Annotated in this window: 13 protein-coding genes and 2 pseudogenes; 6 read left to right on the top strand and 9 right to left on the bottom strand. The window is 66.5% G+C overall.

Annotated features, from left to right (window positions below; all coding sequences use genetic code 11):
* Positions 1 to 203: 203 nt before the first annotated feature.
* The 3 genes from ABH933_RS25765 to ABH933_RS25775 all read left to right on the top strand — a co-directional run bounded on the left by ABH933_RS25765 (position 204) and on the right by ABH933_RS25775 (position 5,373).
* A complete protein-coding gene (locus tag ABH933_RS25765) occupies positions 204 to 503 on the top strand; it encodes a PaaI family thioesterase (protein WP_429426324.1) in 300 nt (99 codons plus the stop codon).
* 527 nt (positions 504 to 1,030) lie between these two features.
* The gene (gene car, locus ABH933_RS25770; protein ID WP_429426322.1) at positions 1,031 to 4,579 is read left to right on the top strand and encodes a carboxylic acid reductase; all 3,549 of its coding nucleotides are present in this window, start codon (positions 1,031 to 1,033) and stop codon (positions 4,577 to 4,579) included.
* Between the two features lie 38 nt (positions 4,580 to 4,617).
* Positions 4,618 to 5,373, top strand: coding sequence for a Mut7-C RNAse domain-containing protein (locus tag ABH933_RS25775; RefSeq protein ID WP_429426320.1), 756 nt, complete (start codon positions 4,618 to 4,620; stop codon positions 5,371 to 5,373).
* Between the two features lie 87 nt (positions 5,374 to 5,460).
* On the opposite strand, the gene ABH933_RS25780 is transcribed toward ABH933_RS25775, so the two are convergent.
* On the bottom strand, positions 5,461 to 7,776 hold the full coding sequence (locus tag ABH933_RS25780) for an ATP-binding protein (RefSeq protein WP_429426318.1): 2,316 nt from the start codon (positions 7,774 to 7,776) through the stop codon (positions 5,461 to 5,463).
* A 72-nt stretch (positions 7,777 to 7,848) separates the two neighbouring features.
* On the opposite strand from ABH933_RS25780, the pseudogene ABH933_RS25785 reads away from it, so the two are divergent.
* Positions 7,849 to 8,333: pseudogene (locus ABH933_RS25785) on the top strand (dienelactone hydrolase family protein).
* A gap of 171 nt (positions 8,334 to 8,504) precedes the next feature.
* Here the strand turns inward: ABH933_RS25785 and ABH933_RS25790 are convergent.
* The 4 genes from ABH933_RS25790 to ABH933_RS25805 form a co-directional block, all read right to left on the bottom strand.
* Complete coding sequence (locus tag ABH933_RS25790; protein ID WP_429426316.1) at positions 8,505 to 9,776, bottom strand: cytochrome P450; 1,272 nt, start codon at positions 9,774 to 9,776, stop codon at positions 8,505 to 8,507.
* Positions 9,777 to 9,790: 14 nt separating this feature from the next.
* A complete protein-coding gene (locus ABH933_RS25795; protein WP_429426314.1) occupies positions 9,791 to 11,182 on the bottom strand; it encodes an NAD(P)/FAD-dependent oxidoreductase in 1,392 nt (463 codons plus the stop codon).
* Entirely contained in the window at positions 11,179 to 11,397 is a 219-nt protein-coding gene (locus tag ABH933_RS25800) for a ferredoxin (protein WP_215921590.1), read from the bottom strand. Before ABH933_RS25800 ends, ABH933_RS25795 begins: the two co-directional genes overlap by 4 nt.
* A 306-nt stretch (positions 11,398 to 11,703) precedes the next feature.
* Complete coding sequence (locus ABH933_RS25805) at positions 11,704 to 12,036, bottom strand: hypothetical protein (protein ID WP_429426312.1); 333 nt, start codon at positions 12,034 to 12,036, stop codon at positions 11,704 to 11,706.
* Between the two features lie 2 nt (positions 12,037 to 12,038).
* On the opposite strand from ABH933_RS25805, the pseudogene ABH933_RS25810 reads away from it, so the two are divergent.
* A pseudogene (locus ABH933_RS25810) lies at positions 12,039 to 12,455 on the top strand (PLP-dependent transferase); the annotation flags it as partial.
* A gap of 104 nt (positions 12,456 to 12,559) precedes the next feature.
* On the opposite strand, the gene ABH933_RS25815 reads toward ABH933_RS25810, so the two are convergent.
* Entirely contained in the window at positions 12,560 to 12,976 is a 417-nt protein-coding gene (locus tag ABH933_RS25815) for an SDR family NAD(P)-dependent oxidoreductase (RefSeq protein WP_429426310.1), read from the bottom strand.
* Between the two features lie 3 nt (positions 12,977 to 12,979).
* Here ABH933_RS25815 and ABH933_RS25820 point away from each other — a divergent pair, with 3 nt between their 5' ends.
* On the top strand, positions 12,980 to 13,600 hold the full coding sequence (locus tag ABH933_RS25820; RefSeq protein ID WP_429426308.1) for a TetR/AcrR family transcriptional regulator: 621 nt from the start codon (positions 12,980 to 12,982) through the stop codon (positions 13,598 to 13,600).
* 72 nt (positions 13,601 to 13,672) lie between these two features.
* Here ABH933_RS25820 and ABH933_RS25825 read toward each other — a convergent pair whose 3' ends face one another.
* The 3 genes from ABH933_RS25825 to ABH933_RS25835 all read right to left on the bottom strand — a co-directional run bounded on the left by ABH933_RS25825 (position 13,673) and on the right by ABH933_RS25835 (position 16,093).
* Complete coding sequence (locus ABH933_RS25825) at positions 13,673 to 14,158, bottom strand: hypothetical protein (protein ID WP_429426306.1); 486 nt, start codon at positions 14,156 to 14,158, stop codon at positions 13,673 to 13,675.
* 36 nt (positions 14,159 to 14,194) lie between these two features.
* Positions 14,195 to 14,968, bottom strand: coding sequence for a hypothetical protein (locus ABH933_RS25830; RefSeq protein ID WP_429426304.1), 774 nt, complete (start codon positions 14,966 to 14,968; stop codon positions 14,195 to 14,197).
* Positions 14,969 to 15,142: 174 nt separating this feature from the next.
* Positions 15,143 to 16,093 carry a LysR family transcriptional regulator gene (locus ABH933_RS25835; RefSeq protein ID WP_429426302.1) on the bottom strand — a complete coding sequence of 317 codons (951 nt, stop codon included), beginning with the start codon at positions 16,091 to 16,093 and terminating at the stop codon, positions 15,143 to 15,145.
* Positions 16,094 to 16,202 lie beyond the last annotated feature (109 nt).

A 16,202-nucleotide genomic window follows, 5' to 3' on the forward strand; every position in this document is an offset into this window, starting at 1 on the left:
CCTGCCCCGCGTGGGCTTTTGGGTCGCTGACGGCGAGGAAAGCGTGGGCGAGCATGACCAGGATGATGTGGCGGTACTGGCGCCCGGCGACCCGTTCCCAAAACGGATAAATCGGATTAATCCGACTTCTGGTAGCCGAATCCCGCTTCAATCGTCAACGTCCCCCAGGAAAAACGCTGTTCAGCGCCGGTCCCATCCTTATAGTGCCCCGCCGGGGGGCACGAACCTGCGACAACAAGCACCGAGCCGATCGGGTTGGCATCGACCTGTCGGTCGGGTTCCTGGCGCCGATCCGCGTGGACACCGGACCGGTGCTGCGCACCGGAACCGTCCGGCACCTGGGAAGCCGGGTCGCCCTGGCCGAAGCGGCCATCACCGGCCGAGCGGGCAAGCTCCTCGCGACCGCGACCAGCAGTTGCCTGCTGTTCGCCGTACCCGGGACCGCCAGCGGGCCGTGCACGGCTGGACGATGCGAGCGGATCGCAGCTCTCGACAGCCGGTAAAACACTCGAGCTGCTGCTCCATCCACCGGCTACGCAGCTCGCGACCGATATCGACCATCGGAACCCCCCAGTTCAAGCTTCAAGATCTCGGTGACCGCAGTACTGATATCCGGTGTTGTCCGCAGGCTGAATCATGTTCTGCTGCAATCAGTTACCGTGCCCGTTGCGCCGTGGTCGGGAGTTCGCCCACCCGACCTGACAACCGATTGGGCACCCGGGAACGAACCTAGCAGCGCACGTGGTCCGCCGTGGCTCGAACGGATCGAGGGACCGGTGCAGCGGGGGCTTGACTAGATGTGAGCCGAACCCGTCCTGGCCTCGTCTTCGGCATAGCTACGGCCACGCTATCGGAGCGCCGGAAATCGACGAGACTGGTGCTGGGACCGTAACGAATGGAGGAAACATGCGAGCGACGGTCACCCACGGCCCCGGCGCCGTCACCTCGAACCCTGACCGAGCCTGAACGCGGTGACTCGAAGCCTCGGACCGGCGGCCACGGACACCCTCGACGGAAGAGGTAAGGAACCATGGAAGAAACGGAGCGAGACCAGCGATTGATCCACCGGGTCGACCATCTGTACGCGACCGACCCACAATTTCGGGCCGCAGCACCACTGCCGGAGGTAACCGACGCCGCGCACAGGCCGGGCCTGCGGCTGTGGGAAGTGGTGGAGGAGTACCTGGACGGCTACGCCCGCCGACCGGCCTTGGGGCAGCGAGCGCGGGAGGTGACGCGGGACGAGGCCACCGGACGTCGCACGACGACGCTGCTGTCGGGCTTCGACACGATCACCTACGGCCAGCTGCACGACCGCGTCATCGCGTTGGCCAACTCGTGGCAGTCGAGCGGCTTTCGTGCCGGTGACTTCGTCGCCGTGCTGGGTTTCACCAGCGTTGGTTACGCGGTGATCGATCTGGCGTGTATCCGCCTGGGCGCCGTGTTCGTGCCGTTGCAGACCAGCTCGACTGCCGCCCAGCTGGCGCCGATCGTCGCCGAGACGCAGCCGCGGATCTTCGCTACCAGCATCGAATCCCTCGACGTTGCAGTCGATGTCGTGCTCGGTGCTCCCACAGTCCAGCGGCTGGTGGTCTTCGACTACCTCGGTGACGACGATGAGCAACGCGAGCGTTTCGAGGCGGCGACGGTGCGGCTGGTCGCCGCAGGCCGCACGCTGGATGTGGTGCCGCTGCTGCAGGAGCTGGCTGTCGGGCGCGGGCTGCCGATGGCGCCGCCGTTCGTTCCCGCGGCCGGCGAGGATCCGCTGGCCACGCTGATCTACACGTCGGGCAGCACCGGCACGCCCAAGGGCGCCATGTACACCACCGATCTGGTGGCGAGACTCTGGCTACGGCCGCACAGTCCGTCGCTCGACATCGGTATCGAGGTCCCGGCGATTCACCTGCAGTACATGCCGCTGAGTCACGTCTATGGGCTGGCGTGGCTGATCAGCACGCTGTCCGCCGGCGGCATCGGATACTTTGCCGCCGAGAGCGACATGTCCACGTTGTTCGAGGACATCGGGTTGGTTCGTCCTACGGCATTGAACCTCGTTCCGCGGGTGTGCGACATGATCTTTCGGCGATACCGCCAGGAGCTGGATCAGCCGCCGGCCGACGGGCAAAGTCCCGACGAACTGGACGACGCTGTGAAATCCGAACTGCGCCAAGATTTTCTCGGTGGCCGAGTGGTGTCGGCGATGTGCGGCAGCGCGCCGCTGTCGAAGCAGATGCATGCTTTCATGGAGTCGCTGCTCGACTGTCCCGTCAGCGATGGCTACGGGTCGACGGAGAACGGCGGCGGAATCATGCGCAGCGGAAAGATTCTGCGTCCGCCGGTGACCGATTACAAGCTCGTCGACGTTCCGGAGCTCGGCTACTTCACCACCGACGAGCCGCATCCGCGTGGGGAGCTCTACATGAAGTCGACCAGCCTGATTCCCGGCTATTACAAGCATCCCGAGCTGACCGCCGAGATATTCGACGAGGACGGTTTCTACAAGACCGGCGACATCATGGCGGAGATCGCGCCCGATCAGCTGGTGTACCTCGACCGCAGCAATAACGTCATCAAGCTTTCGCAGGGCGAGTTCGTCGCGGTGTCCAAACTCGAGGCGGATTTCGCTGCCAGCCCGTACATCCGGCAGATATTCGTCTACGGCAGCAGCGAGCAGGCGTTCCTCCTGGCCGTGGTCGTACCGAACCACGACAGGATCGGCGACGGCGACGCCCGTGCGCTGATCGCGGAGTCGTTGCATCAGATCGCGGCCGAGAACGATCTTCCCGGCTATGAGATCCCGCGAGACTTCCTGGTGGCGTCCGAGCCGTTCACCCGTGCCAACGGCCTGCTGTCGGGAATCGGCAAGTTGTTGCGCCCGGCGCTCAAGGTCCGTTACGGCGAACGGCTGGACGCGATGTACGCCGATATCGCAGCGGGGCAGGAGAACCAGATCGATCAGCTACGCGCGGTTGCCCGGGAGCTCCCGACGATCGACACCGTTCGACGCGCCGCTGTGGTAACGCTCGGCTCGGAGGCCGCTGGGACGGGTCTGCCAGCCGACGCCAAATTCGTTGAGCTCGGCGGTGATTCGCTCTCGGCATTTTCCTACGGCTCGCTGCTGGAGCAGATCTATCACATCGACGTGCCGGTGCAGACGATCATCGGCCCCACCGCAACACTGGACACCATCGCGGATTACATTGACGGCGAACGTACTTCGGCCTCGACGCGGCCCACGTTCGCCTCGGTGCACGGCCGCGACGCGACCGTCGCCCGCGTAGCCGATCTGACATTGGACAAGTTCATCGACGTGCAGACGTTGGAGGCCGCGCCCGCGCTCGAGGCGCCGACCGGCACGGTGACCACTGTCCTGCTCACCGGCGCCAACGGGTATCTCGGCCGCTTCTTGTGCCTGGACTGGCTCGAGCGGCTGGCGCCGATCGGGGGAAGACTGATCTGCCTGGCTCGCGGCGCCGACCCGATCGCGGCGCGCCAGCGCATCGAGGCCGCGATCGACAGCGGTGACGCCGAGTTGTCCCAGCACTTCCGCGATTTGGCCGACAAGCACCTCGAGGTCCTCGTCGGTGACGTGGGAGCCGCGCACCTCGGCGTCGACACCCCCACCTGGAACCGCCTGGCCGAGTCGGTCGACCTGATCGTGCATGTGGCTGCGATGGTCAACCACGTGCTGCCGTACAGCCAGCTGTTCGGTCCGAACGTGGTGGGCACCGCAGAAATCATCAAATTGGGAATCACCAAGCGGCTCAAGCCGATCGATTACATTTCGACGGTGGCGGTGACCGCACTGCCCGACGGCAGCTTCGTCGGCGAAGACGTGGACGTGCGCGCGGCCAGTCCGTCCCGTTCCCTGGACGCGTCGTACGCCAGCGGCTACGCAACCAGCAAGTGGGCCGGTGAGGTGCTGCTGCGCGAGGCACACGATCTGTGTGGGTTGCCGGTAGCGGTATTCCGTTCCGACATGATCTTGGCGCACTCGCGGTACTCGGGCCAGGTCAACGTGACCGATATGTTCACTCGCCTGGTCCTGAGCCTGGTGACGACCCACATCGCGCCGCGGTCCTTCTATCAGCTCGACGCGGCCGGCAACCCGCAGCGCGCCCATTACGACGGGCTGCCAGCCGACTTCACCGCCGCGGCGATCGCCACCCTGGGTGGGATTATCACCGGCGAATACCGCACCTACAACGTGCTCAACACCTACGACGACGGTATTTCCCTGGACACGTTCGTCGACTGGCTCACCGCGGCAGGCAACAAGATCGACCGGATCGAGAACTACAGCGAGTGGCTGATCCGGTTCGAAGCGGCGCTGCAGGCATTGCCCGAGGACCAGCGGAAGAACTCCGTGCTACCGCTGCTGAGTGCCTATGCCCGCCCCGCGGCACCGATGCCGAAAGCCCCCATGCCTGCGGAAAAGTTCCGCGCCGCAGTGCAATCCGTCGCGATCGACAGCGCAAAGGATGTGCCACACCTGACCGAACCGTTGATCGACAAATACGTGACCGATCTACAGCAGCTGGGGCTGCTCGCGTCCGCCTCGGGAGCTTCCGCGGCCTGAATTCGCTAGGCGGAGCCGAGCGCTAGCGAGGTGGAGCTGTGACCTCGAGTGTCGAACTGCGGGTGTATGCCGAGCTGAACGACTTCGTGCCGGTGGCTGCGCGGTATGCGGCGCAGCTGCGGCCGATCCGTCCGCATCAGACCGTGAAGGACATCGTCGAGGCCGCGGGCATCCCGCACACCGAGGTCGACCTCCTGCTGGTGAACGGTGAATCGGTCGACTTCGGTCATCGCCCGCGGCCGGGTGACCGGCTCGCCGCCTACCCGGTGTTCGAGACATTGGATATCGGGCCGCTGACGCGGGTGCGTGCCCGTCCGCTGCGCGATCCGCGGTTCGTTGTGGACGTCAATCTCGGCGGGCTCGGGCGGCTGATGAGGTTGATGGGACTCGATGCTCGCGTCCCGGCCGATGCCGACGACACCGCGCTGGCTGCGGCCGCCGCGGCCGAGCGCCGGATCATACTCACCCGCGACCACGGACTTCTCAAGCGCCGCACCGTAACTCACGGGGTGCTCGTGCGTTCGGACCGGCCCTTCGAGCAGATCGTCGAGGTGATCCGCCGCCTCGATCTGGCCGATCGGTTGCTGCCGTTCAGTCGCTGCTTGCGCTGCGGCGGGGTCTTGGCCGACGTGGCCAAACAGGACGTCGTCGACAGACTGGAACCACTCACCCGGGACTACTACGACACCTTCAGGCAGTGCCGGGAGTGCAGCTGGATCTATTGGGAGGGTTCGCATCAGCAGCGGCTGAACGACCTCGTTACCCGGATCTGCGACGCGATCGGACCGGATTAGATGCCGTGCGCCCGTGCATAATTCGGTCCGGTTCGTGCCATACGACATTGTCGGCACAGGTCTCGGCGATGGCTGTGGCCCGGCGGGCTACCGTACTCGCTGCGACTGTGCTGTCCGGGTGGCGATCTGCGTCCGCGACGAGACGCCGAGTTTGCCCAGGATCTTGCCGACGTGGTGGTCGACGGTGCGCGGCGAGACCACCAGCTGCTGTGCGATCTGCCGGTTGCTCAGGCCCTGTGCGACCAGTTCGGCCACCTGCTGCTCGCGTGCGGTCAATACGACGCCATCCTGCTTCGAGGGTTCGACGGCGGCACACTCGTCACGCTCGAGGGCGCAGGCGATCGCCTGGTCGTGGTCGAGGCTCTCGCCGCGTGCGCGCTTCGAGCGCAGCACCGCCTCGGGCAAGGCCGCGGTGACGGTTCGTTCGCAAGTGTCGTGCAGCTCTCGGTAGGGACCGAACGCCGTGACCGTTGTATTGATTCGCCGCCACTCCGATGCGACTGCTCCGAGCAGCCCTGCCGCTCGCTGGTACTCGCCCCGGGCGGCGGTGCTCCAGGCCAGCAGTTCGATCATGAGTGCCGTGGCCACGCGGTCGTTGAGCTCGGTCTGGATCTCCAGACCGGCACGGGTCGTCGCGATTGCCTGGTCGTACTCGCCCTGCACGTGATGGTGCATGCCGAGGGCCCACAGGGCCAACGATTTACTCCATTGCTCGCCGCACTTGTCGGCCAGGGCGATCGCCTGCCGGGCGGTCTCCGGTGCTCTGTCGTCGCGGACGTGTACTTGCGCGATGGCGAGCCGGAACAGGGTCATCCGGGCCAGGTCGTCATCGTCGGGGTTATCGGCGAGGAGGCGCTCGCAGATGGCGACGGCCGCTGCGGGCAGGCCGTGAAAGCGCATCGAGGTGCCGCGCAGAACCTCCACCCAGGCAATGGCACGGTGATCGCCCACAGCAGCGGCGCGGGCGGTGCACTCGTCCAGTGCCCGGTCGGCCTGGTCATGGTCGCCTTGTAGCAGCATCACCCATGCCGCGACCCACAGCGCTGGGATCCGTTCTGGGTCGCCCTCGTCGGAGTTGCGCAACGCTCGCTCGATCCATCGTCGCCCGTCGCCGAGGTATTTATCGGTACACCAGTGGTAGCGCAGCGATGTGACCAGTGTCAGGGCCTCGTGTGTGGCGGTCGGCTCGTTGGTCGCCCAGTCCAGTGCCGCCCGGAGGTTGTCGTGCTCTGCGCGCAGCTCGGCCAGACCGGCCGCCTGGCCTGGCCCGTTCCATGCCTCGGCGGTCCGCTCGGCGAGCGCGAGGTAGTAGTCGCAATGTCGCTTGCGCAGGGCGTCGGTCTCACCCAGTTCGCTCAGCTGGTGCCATCCGTACTCTCGGATCGTTTCCAGCATCCGGTACCGCGGTGGGCCGTCGGTCGGCGTGAGCACGAGGATCGACTGCATGATCAAGCGGTCGATCAGGTCCATGATCTCCTCGCGCGGCAGGTCGGGGCCGGCGCACACGCCCTCCGCGGCGTCCAGGGTGAAATCTCCGGCGAACACCGACAGGCGCGCCCACAGCAGCCGCTTCGCCGGTCGCAGCAGCTCGTAGCTCCAGTCGATCAGCGCCCGCAGCGTCCGCTGCCGCGGCACCGCGGCCCGCACGTCGATGTCCAGCAGGGTGAACCGGTCGTCGAGTCGTTCCAACAGCGCCGGCATTGTCAGCGACCGTAGCCGGGACGCGGCCAGTTCGATGGCGAGCGGGATGCCGTCGAGCCGGCGGCAGATTCGCGTAACCGTGTCCATATCCTCGTCGGTCACAGTGAGTTCCGGACGCACTGCCCGGGCCCGTTCCACCAGCAGTGCCGGCGCTTCGAAAGTGGCAAGTGCCGCCGGTGTGACCGCCGTGCCCGAGTCCGGAATCGACAGCGGCAGTACTGGATACACGTGCTCGCACACGATCCCGAGCGCTTCCCGGCTGGTGGCCAGAATCCGCAGGCCGGCACATGCTTTCAGGAGGTGCTCGCACAGCTCACCGGACCTTTCGACCAGGTGTTCGCAGTTGTCCAGCACGAGTAGCGCCCGCAGGGGAGCGAGATGGTCGACGAGCTGCTGCTCGGCGCTCCGGTTCGACATGTCCACGATTTCCAGGCTGGTCATCACCGCCCGTGCTATCAGATCCGCGTCGCCGACGCGGGCCAGATCAACCAGCCACACCCCGTCTGGAAACGACTGGCCGGCCGCGGCCGCGACCTCGGTGGCCAGCCGGGTTTTTCCGACCCCGCCCACACCGGTCAGCGTGACCAGGCGCGCACTCGTGAGAAGCTTGCGGACGTTGCGGATATCCCGTGCTCGTCCGACCAAGCTGGTGACCGCGAACGGCAGGTTGCCGACCACGCGAGCAGGCTTGCTTCTCGCCACAGGACCAATCTAACCCCGCCGACTAGGATGCGGTCGTAGTTCGATCCTCGATGATCAGGGAGGGGCTCGACGATGACCATGATCCCACTGACCGCACCCGACGGGCCGATCGACGCGATGCTGGAGACCCCCGAGGGCTCCGGCCCGTGGCCTGGAGTCGTGGTCCTGCACGACGGCATCGGATTGAGCGAGGATGTCCGCGACACCTGCCGTCGCCTGGCCGCCAACGGTTATCTGGCCGTCGCCCCGAATCTGTACGCGCGCGGCGGCGCCCGCTGTGTGCCGGCCGTGATGCGGGAGGTCATCAGCACCGGTGGAGGTCGCGCCACCCGTGACATTCTCGCTGCCCGTGACCACCTCGTCGCCGACGGCGACTGCACGAGCAAGGTTGCCGTGGTGGGTTTCTGTCTCGGCGGTGGTTTCGTATTGCTGGTGGCCCCCAAGGGTTTCGACGCCGCAGCGCCGTTCTGCGTGTCACCGGCCTGGGGTACAACGCGAAGGCCACCGAGGACGCCTGGCAGCGCATATTCGCCTTCTTCGACACACATCTGAGCTGAGCGAACCTACGAGGCCTTGGATTCCTTTGAGCACCGGACTATTTCGGGGCATGGTGCGGATTCGGGTTCGTCGCCTCGATGCGCTCGAGCTGTCCCGGCGACAGCTGGATTCGCGGTAGTGTGCGGGAGTCGCGCTGCGCGCAGCCACCCGCTCACTGTCCTGCAGCCTGCTCAGTCGGTGATGTGGTCGAAGTCGATCAGCAAATGTCTAGGGCCGCGGAAGATTTGGCTTCGCCGATAGGGTGGCGGATCGACGACCAGGCGGGGTGTCGCGACGCGGCGAAGGAAGATTTCGAGTGTCAGGTTGACTTCCAGTCGTGCGAGCGGACCGCCGAGGCAGGTGTGGATGCCGCTGCCCCAGCCGAAATGCTCGTTGTCGGGGCGGTGGATGTCGAAGTGGTTCGGGTGGGCGAACCTGTTCGGGTCGCGGTTGGCGGCGGCGTAGACCAAATGCACCGCCGCGCCTTTCGGAATGATTGTGCCGGCGATCTCGATATCGGCGGTGGCGCTGCGGCTGGGGAAGAACTGCACCGCCGCTTGTAGTCGCTGGACCTCTTCGATTGCGCGGGGGAGCAGCTCCGGTCGGCGGCGCACCTGGTCGTAGCACCCGGGATTGCGTAGCAGCGTCATCACACTGTTGGCAATTGTGTTGACCGTCGAGTCGTGACCGGCGACAAGCAGCAGCATCGCATTGGACAACGCCTGCTCGGGAGGCATCGGGCCATCGGGGCCGTCGTCGCGAATCAATGTCGACAACAATCCCTGGCCGGGCTCGCGGTGCAGCGCTTCGATCAGGTCGGCCAGATATCGCAGGAGCGCCGCACGGCTTGCGCGGGCTTGCTCGGTGCGGGTCCTGCCCTGCTCGGTGGCCGCATCCGGGCCAAGATCGATGCCGGTCAACATGTCGTAGATCCAGGCATGGAACCGGGGCTCGTCTGCGAGCGGAACCCCGAGGATCTTGCAGATCACCGTCACCGGCACCGGGTACGCATAGTCGTCGACCACGTCCAGCCGGGTCTCGCCGGCGGCTGCGAGGTCGTCGAGCAGCCTGTTGCACACACGCACGATGTCGGGCTCCGCGCCGGGGATGACATCGGGTGAGTGCGGTGGACCGAAGTGGCGCATCACCTGTCGGCGCGCCCGATCGTGTGCAGGGGGATCGGACACGATGATGCTCGGCCGGCGACCGTAGGTCAGCATGTCCTCGGCGCCGGGTTCGGGGTCGGCGTCTGCTGTCAGTGTGGCGCCCAACGGACTGCGGCTGATGTCGGAGCTGATCCGCGGGTCGTGTGCCAGCGCCAGCAATTCCCGGTAGCCGGTCACCACGTACAGGTCCTCGGCCACTCGCGCGACCGGGGTCCGGCGCAGTTGGTCGAAGAACGGGTACGGGTCGGCGCGGTGCTCGTATTTCATTGCCTCTGCCCAGGCGGTCGCTGCAGTCATGCTGGCTCCCTTGGTCAGTGGAACTCGGCACCCCGTGAGGTGGGGTCGTGGCCGGTCAGCACCACGTCGGGAAGCCCGGTCGGCTCTCGCGGGTCGGGGAAGCGGGCCGGCACGGGGGTCGGGTCGGCGGCCTGGTCGTAGCCCGGCGGTGGTGGCGGGAAAGGCGCAGAGCGCTCGATCATCGCCGCGTAGTACGGCAGCCACTTGCCGTGGTTGAACGTCACGGCACCGACGATGCGACCACGGCGGCCGTAGGCGGCGGCAAAGCGATAGTCGCCGGGAGACCCCTGGGTGAACGCGATCTGATCGCCGAACGAGCACACCCCGACACCTTTGATGTTCACCCCGAATTGCGCCGACCAGAACGACGGCAGCGGCAGATGGGGTCGCCGGTCGGTTTCCAGGCTGATCATGTTGTTCGCGGCGACCTGCGCCCCGTACACGGCGTTGTCCCAATGCTCCATCGAGATGAACTGGTATTCGTACAGCACGTGTGGCTGACGCGCGATATCCCCGGCCACGAAGATGTTGTCGGTCACCACCGCGTTGATGTCGAACGCGCGACAGCCCGCATCACAACCGACTCCCCAGAAACCGGCGGCCAGCCCGGCGCCCTGCAACCACTCGACGTTGCGGATGGACCCCAGCGACGCGACCACCACATCGACATCCAGCGTGGTCCCATCCGATAGTCGGGCCCGGCGCACATGCCCGCCGTCGTCGCCGTCGAGCGCTTCCACCGACACGCCGGTGCGCAGGTCGACCCCGGCGCTGCGCTGCATGCGTGCGGCGATATCGCCGATCACCCCGCCCAGCGGCCCAACCAGCGGCCCGCTTCCCCGCTCGGTGACGGTCACCGGCAGGCCCAGTTGGCAGCACACCGAGGCCATCTCCGAGCCGACGAACCCCGCGCCGACGACGAGAACCCGCTTCGGGCCCGCGTGCAGCGCCGCCTGCAGCCGGGCCGCGTCATCGCAGGTGCGCAGTGTGAACACCCCTTGCAGGGCGCCCTCAGCCGGATCGAACCATGGTCGCGCCCGGACGCCGGTGGCGATGAGCAGCCGATCGTAGGGCACCGTGTCCCCGGTGGCCAGCAAGACCCGGCGGTTCACCCGGTCCAAGCCGGTCGCGGCCACACCGAGCCGCCAGTCCGCGTCGATGGCCCGCATACGGGGCAGCTTGGTGTGATCGGCGCGAACCGATCCCCCGAGGACCTGCTTGGACAACGGCGGGCGGTCGTAGGGTTCGTGCGGCTCATCACCGATGAGGGTCAAGGGCCCGCGGAAACCCTTGTCCCGCAATGTCTCCGCGGCGCGTAACCCGGCCAGCGACGCCCCCACGATCACGATGCGACCCTCGGCCCGAAACGTCGCAACGACGTCCGCGACCAGCGATGCGGTGCTCACGTCGCCTGCTCCGCCCCCTCGGGGGTGTAGCTCTCGATCAGGATCGCCTGCACCGGGCACGACGCCGCCGCCCGCAAAACCCGCTGGCGCTGGGTGTCGTCAGGATTGGGGTCGTAGGCCAATGCCTCCTCACCCAGCAGTGTGAGCACCTTCGGCGCCAGCGGAACACATTGTGCGTACCCCTGACACCGGTTCAGATCAACCACGATGCGCATCCGTCAGCTCCTCGTTCGAAGCGCTTTCCGGTGTAGCCACCGCCGATGCCGTGGCCTGTTCATTCGTCGGCTGACAACCATCTACGGTCTTCAGTTTCCCACGGTTGGGATCGGTTCGGGTGGGTGTCGTGGCGAAGGCAGTGGCGTCGCCAGTTCCCCCCGTCGGGCAGCCCGCCACCGCCGCTGCCCGGAGTCGATGGCACTGCGGATCTCTCCAGCCCGGTCGGTCGAGCCCGACTTTCCGTGACCGGTACTCGATGCCACCGAGCCCGGCACGCTGTGCGTGTCCGGACTCGGTCATCGGCGCTAGAAGCTGCCCCAGCTACCCCAACCGGGTGGCTTCCACCAGTTCCCCCAGCCGGGACCCCAGCCCCCACCGCCGCCCCAGCCGCCGCCGTGGCCGTGGCCCCAGCCGCCGCCGTGGCCGTGGCCCCAGCCGCCGCCGTGGCCGTGGCCCCAACCACCGCCGTGACCCCAGCCGTGGCCGTCGACGGGCTGGGTTGCAGAGGGGGGCGCCGATGCCTGCGCGGCGGGTGCTGGTGCCGCGGCTGTGATGACCGGAATCGCAGCAACTGCGGCTATACCCGCGGCAGCCGCCAACCGCGCGAACTTGGTGTGTGAATTCTTTCTCTCGATCATGATTGGGCTCCAGATGCTGTCCCGACCTGCCCGAATTCTACGCGGTTTCGCCGAAGTCCAGAAGTTGCCGCGTTAACCCGGCTATAATCCTCGACCGATTCTCCACGGGTGCTTCGGCCACAACCATTTCGAGGTCGCGCGCTAGCCAGTTCATCAACGGCCACTCCGATCTGCTGCTCGGGCTGGTCACCGGAACTCTCGATGCCCTCGCCGACGTTCGTACATACTGCGACCGCAGCGGCACCCACGCCGCACCGGATACCTGCTGGCTCACGCTGCGCGGGCTGCGCACACTGGCTGTTCGCATGGAACGCCACGAACGCTCAGCTCTCGCCGTCGCGCAGTGGCTGCAGTCGCAGCCCGGTGTTCAGCGGGTGCTCTTCCCTGCGCTCGATACCGATCCCGGCTACGAGCTGTGGCGCTCCCGATTGTCGTGGTTGGTCTGTGGTCGTTCATGGTCATCCGCAACCGTTCTCGTTGAAAGTTTTTGGGCGAGCTGCATGTTCGAATCAGAGGCAAGCACTCACGGCATGACCGAGCCGCCCGCGATGTCGAGCGTGATGCCGGTGATCCACGATGACGCGGCGGAGGCGAGGAACAGCGCCGCGGAAGCGACGTCGTCGGGTGTGCCCAGTCGTCCCATCGGGAAGCCGCGCAGCAGGTGCTGCCGTTGTTCGTCGCACATGAAGCGCCGCATCCGCTCGTGCTCGATCGTGGCGGGCGACACGCAGTTGACGCGAACCCCTTGGGGTGCCAGCTCTTTGGCCAAGTGACGACTCATCGACACCACTCCCGCTTTGGCTGCCGCGTAGGCGGCCGAGGCCGGGGTGGCCTGTCGGACCGACGATGACGCCATGGTGACGACGGAGCCGCGGCGGGCGATCAGGTCCGGTAGGAACGTCGAGACGGTCAGGAACGTCGCCGTGAGGTCGGAATCCACTACGTGACGCCAGTGGTCGGCGGTCTCCTCGATCGACGGACCGCGCAGGTCGAGCAGAGTCGCCGGCAGGTTCTCGACGCCGCCAGGGCTGTATTGGGTGAGGCCGACAGCTACACCGGATTCACGGTGGATGCGGTAGCCAAGCGCGCGGACGTGGCACGTGCCACGGTCTACTACCAGTTCGGGTCGAAAACGGGCCTGCTGGAAGCGGTTTGCGATGATCTCGGTATGGTCGGCGGCCTGTCCCAGCTGGTCAACGCGTTCACCAATCCCGAACCACTCGCGGGGCTCGCCGAATTCATCGTCTGCTTCGCGCGGTTCTGGCAGGCCGACCGTCCCGCCATGCGACGGCTGCGCGCGTTGGCCGCACTCGACGCCGACGTCCGCGCGGTCATCAGCGCCCGCGACGAGCGACGCCGCGAAGGTTTGGAGGTATTGGCGACTCCCTTCACCGACACCGACGGGAACCGGACGGAGGAAGGCGCCGATCGGCAGGTGCGAATCCTGCTGGCCCTCACCAGCTTCGAGACGTTCGACACGATGGCCGGCCCGGACGGCGACCTGTTCGACGCCGTCCCGGTGATCACCGGGATCGCGTCCACCGTGCTGGGAGCAAACGCATAGGAATATTCGGCCCCGGAAGACAAGCCCCGGCGGCGCATCGGCGCGCTGTGCAGGTGCCGGTCCCGCCGTCGATCAGGCGCTGCGTACGTGTTCGGCGGTATGGACTTCGGCCTTGTCGTCGGTTGGTGTGTCGCCGGCCCCAGCCTTGATCTGGGCGATTTGCTTGGCGGCGTCCGCGGTGAAGTACCCGCCGACGACGACGCCTGTGAGCACGGTGAAGTTCGCGGTCAGCGGATCCAGGGCGTGATCGCCTCGACTACCGACGAGACTCGAGAAGGCCGTCCAGGCAACGAGAATCAGATAGGTCACGACGAATCCGGCGGCGATGGCATCACGCATCGAGTTCCGGCTCGCCCGCCCCTGTGCTCGCTTGCGTTGCATGAGCCAGACCCCGAAGAAGGTCGCCGCGGCTATCACTCCGGCGCCGCCCGCGAGCGGGCAGTCCCTCCTTTTGAAGAAGTAGTCCCATAGTGGGGCAACAGCCGCGACGAGGACCGACGAGGTCACGAGAACCGTGGCGCCGATCGTGGTCGCGCTGAGTTCGGAAAGTTTGGGCATGGTGTTCTCCCGAGGGTAGGTCCGCCCGGCTCGGTATCAGCCTCCGGTTCCGTTGAGGGCGTTGATATCTGCGCGGAGTGCGGCGATGTCGATGAGCTGCGTGTTGGTGTCCTCCTGGGTGATCACGACCCATGCCTCGTCCAGGCAGGCCGCCGTCCAGGCGGTGGTGGACTGCTGCTGCGCGCCCCAGGTGACCCAGGTGTCGGTGTTGTTGCCGTCGGCGGCCACCTTGAGGATGCAGTGGCCTTCGCTCGGGTCGGGCTGTTCACCGTTGGCGACGGTCCACGGCCGGTGTCGGCTGAACAGTTGGTCGGCATCGTCGGTGAGGGAGACCCCGCAGTAGGTGCCGGCGAAGGCGGCCATAGCGGCGTCGACGGCGGCCGGGTCGGTGTGGTCGACAGGGGCGAAAGCGCTGATCTTGCCGGCCCGATACCAAGCCAGCAGCAGCTGGGCGATGTTGGCGCCCTTGTCCACCCCATGATCGTATTTCAGGTATTCCGCGACGAGATCGTTTGAGCTTTCCCAGCTTTCGCTTTCCTGGCCGCGGGCGGCCTTGGCCATCCGGTAGTGCTGGCGGCCGGCGAAGGTACAGTCGCCGACCCCGCTCGGGTGACTGTTACAGGTCGGGTCGGGTCCGTTGCCGAGCATGCCCCAGTCGGTGATGCCTTGGCTGACATCGACCGGGTATTCGGGTGCGGGCAACGGTTGGCCGGACCGGGTGTAGTCGTGCAGATATTTCAGCGGAAACCGGTCGGCGGGCGCCAGTGCGGGTAGCCGGCCGCGTTTGCCGGGTGTGCGGTGTTCAGACATGTGCTTCTGCCTTTTCTGTGACGAGTCTCGTGAAAGCCGGTGCGACGCCGTTGCCCGGGCCGCCTGTGAAGAAGTAACTGCGTTTCCTCCAGTGGAATCGGATGCCTTCCACTACACCCGGACACCGGACCTGCGGAAACGATCAAATCGAGCTGAGGTTTTCACCGTTTGCGATCACCGCAGGGAAACGGCGGGGATGCCGGGAGCGACGCCCGCCTCAGGCGGCGTCGTCGGCGGGGACATCCACCCGCACTTGGTCGATACCGACTTCGCGCAGCACAGAACCCAATGCAACGCTTCGGAATCGTCGGAGGCACGCCACAACAGCGACCACGGATAGCACGCGGCAGGCTCGATCAGTGGCAGCCACCGCAGCCCGGGAATCGGTGTGCAGGACCGGGGTACGCACAGTGCGCACCGGCGCTCCCGCAGCAGGATGCGTGCGCACATCATGCTCTGGACGGTGCCCGGAAATACGGTGGGGATGAATCCCGCCAGCAGGCACAGGTCCCGGACGAACTGGTTGTATTCCGGCGCGCGTGTCTCGTCCGCGAACAGCAGTGCCGTGTCGGCCAGATCGGCGACCGCCACCGCATCCCGGTCGCCCAGCCGGTGCCCGTCTCCGACGAGCACACCCATCGGGTCCAGCCGTACGATCTGCGAGGCGATGCCGTTCGGGGCGTGCGCAGCGCGACCGATGCCGATGTCCAGCCGGCCCTCGGCGAGTAGCCGATACTGTTCGGGCACACCGGCTTCCACGTGATGGATCTCGATGAGTGCCGGAAGGTGATCGCGCACCGCGTCGAGAATCAGCGGCATCGTGTCGAAGCTGGCGTCGCCGACCGCGACCCGGAGTTCGGCGGCTACGGTCGCAGCGCGGGTTGCGGCGACGGCGCGGTCGAGGTTATGGAGGATGCGGCGGGTCTCCGACAGCATGACGTCCCCGGCTGGCGTGAGCCGCACGTAGTGGGTGGTGCGTTCGAGCAGTGCGACCCCGAGCTCGCGTTCCAATCGCTGAATCTGCTGGCTCAGCGCAGACTGCACAATGTGCTCGCGGGCGGCGGCGCGTCCGAAATGCAATTCCTCGGCCACGGTCACGAAGAACCGCAGCTGTCGTATCTCCACCGGTAGTCTTTCGGCTCAGCAATCTCGGTAGACACAAGTGTGCGCGGTATCCAGGGCCGAGACCTGCGTACTCGGCTACCTGTTTCTGCTGGTCACGACCTCGCGGAAG

Source organism: Nocardia sp. GP40 (assembly GCF_050434125.1).
Taxonomy (GTDB): Bacteria; Actinomycetota; Actinomycetes; order Mycobacteriales; family Mycobacteriaceae; genus Nocardia; species Nocardia albiluteola.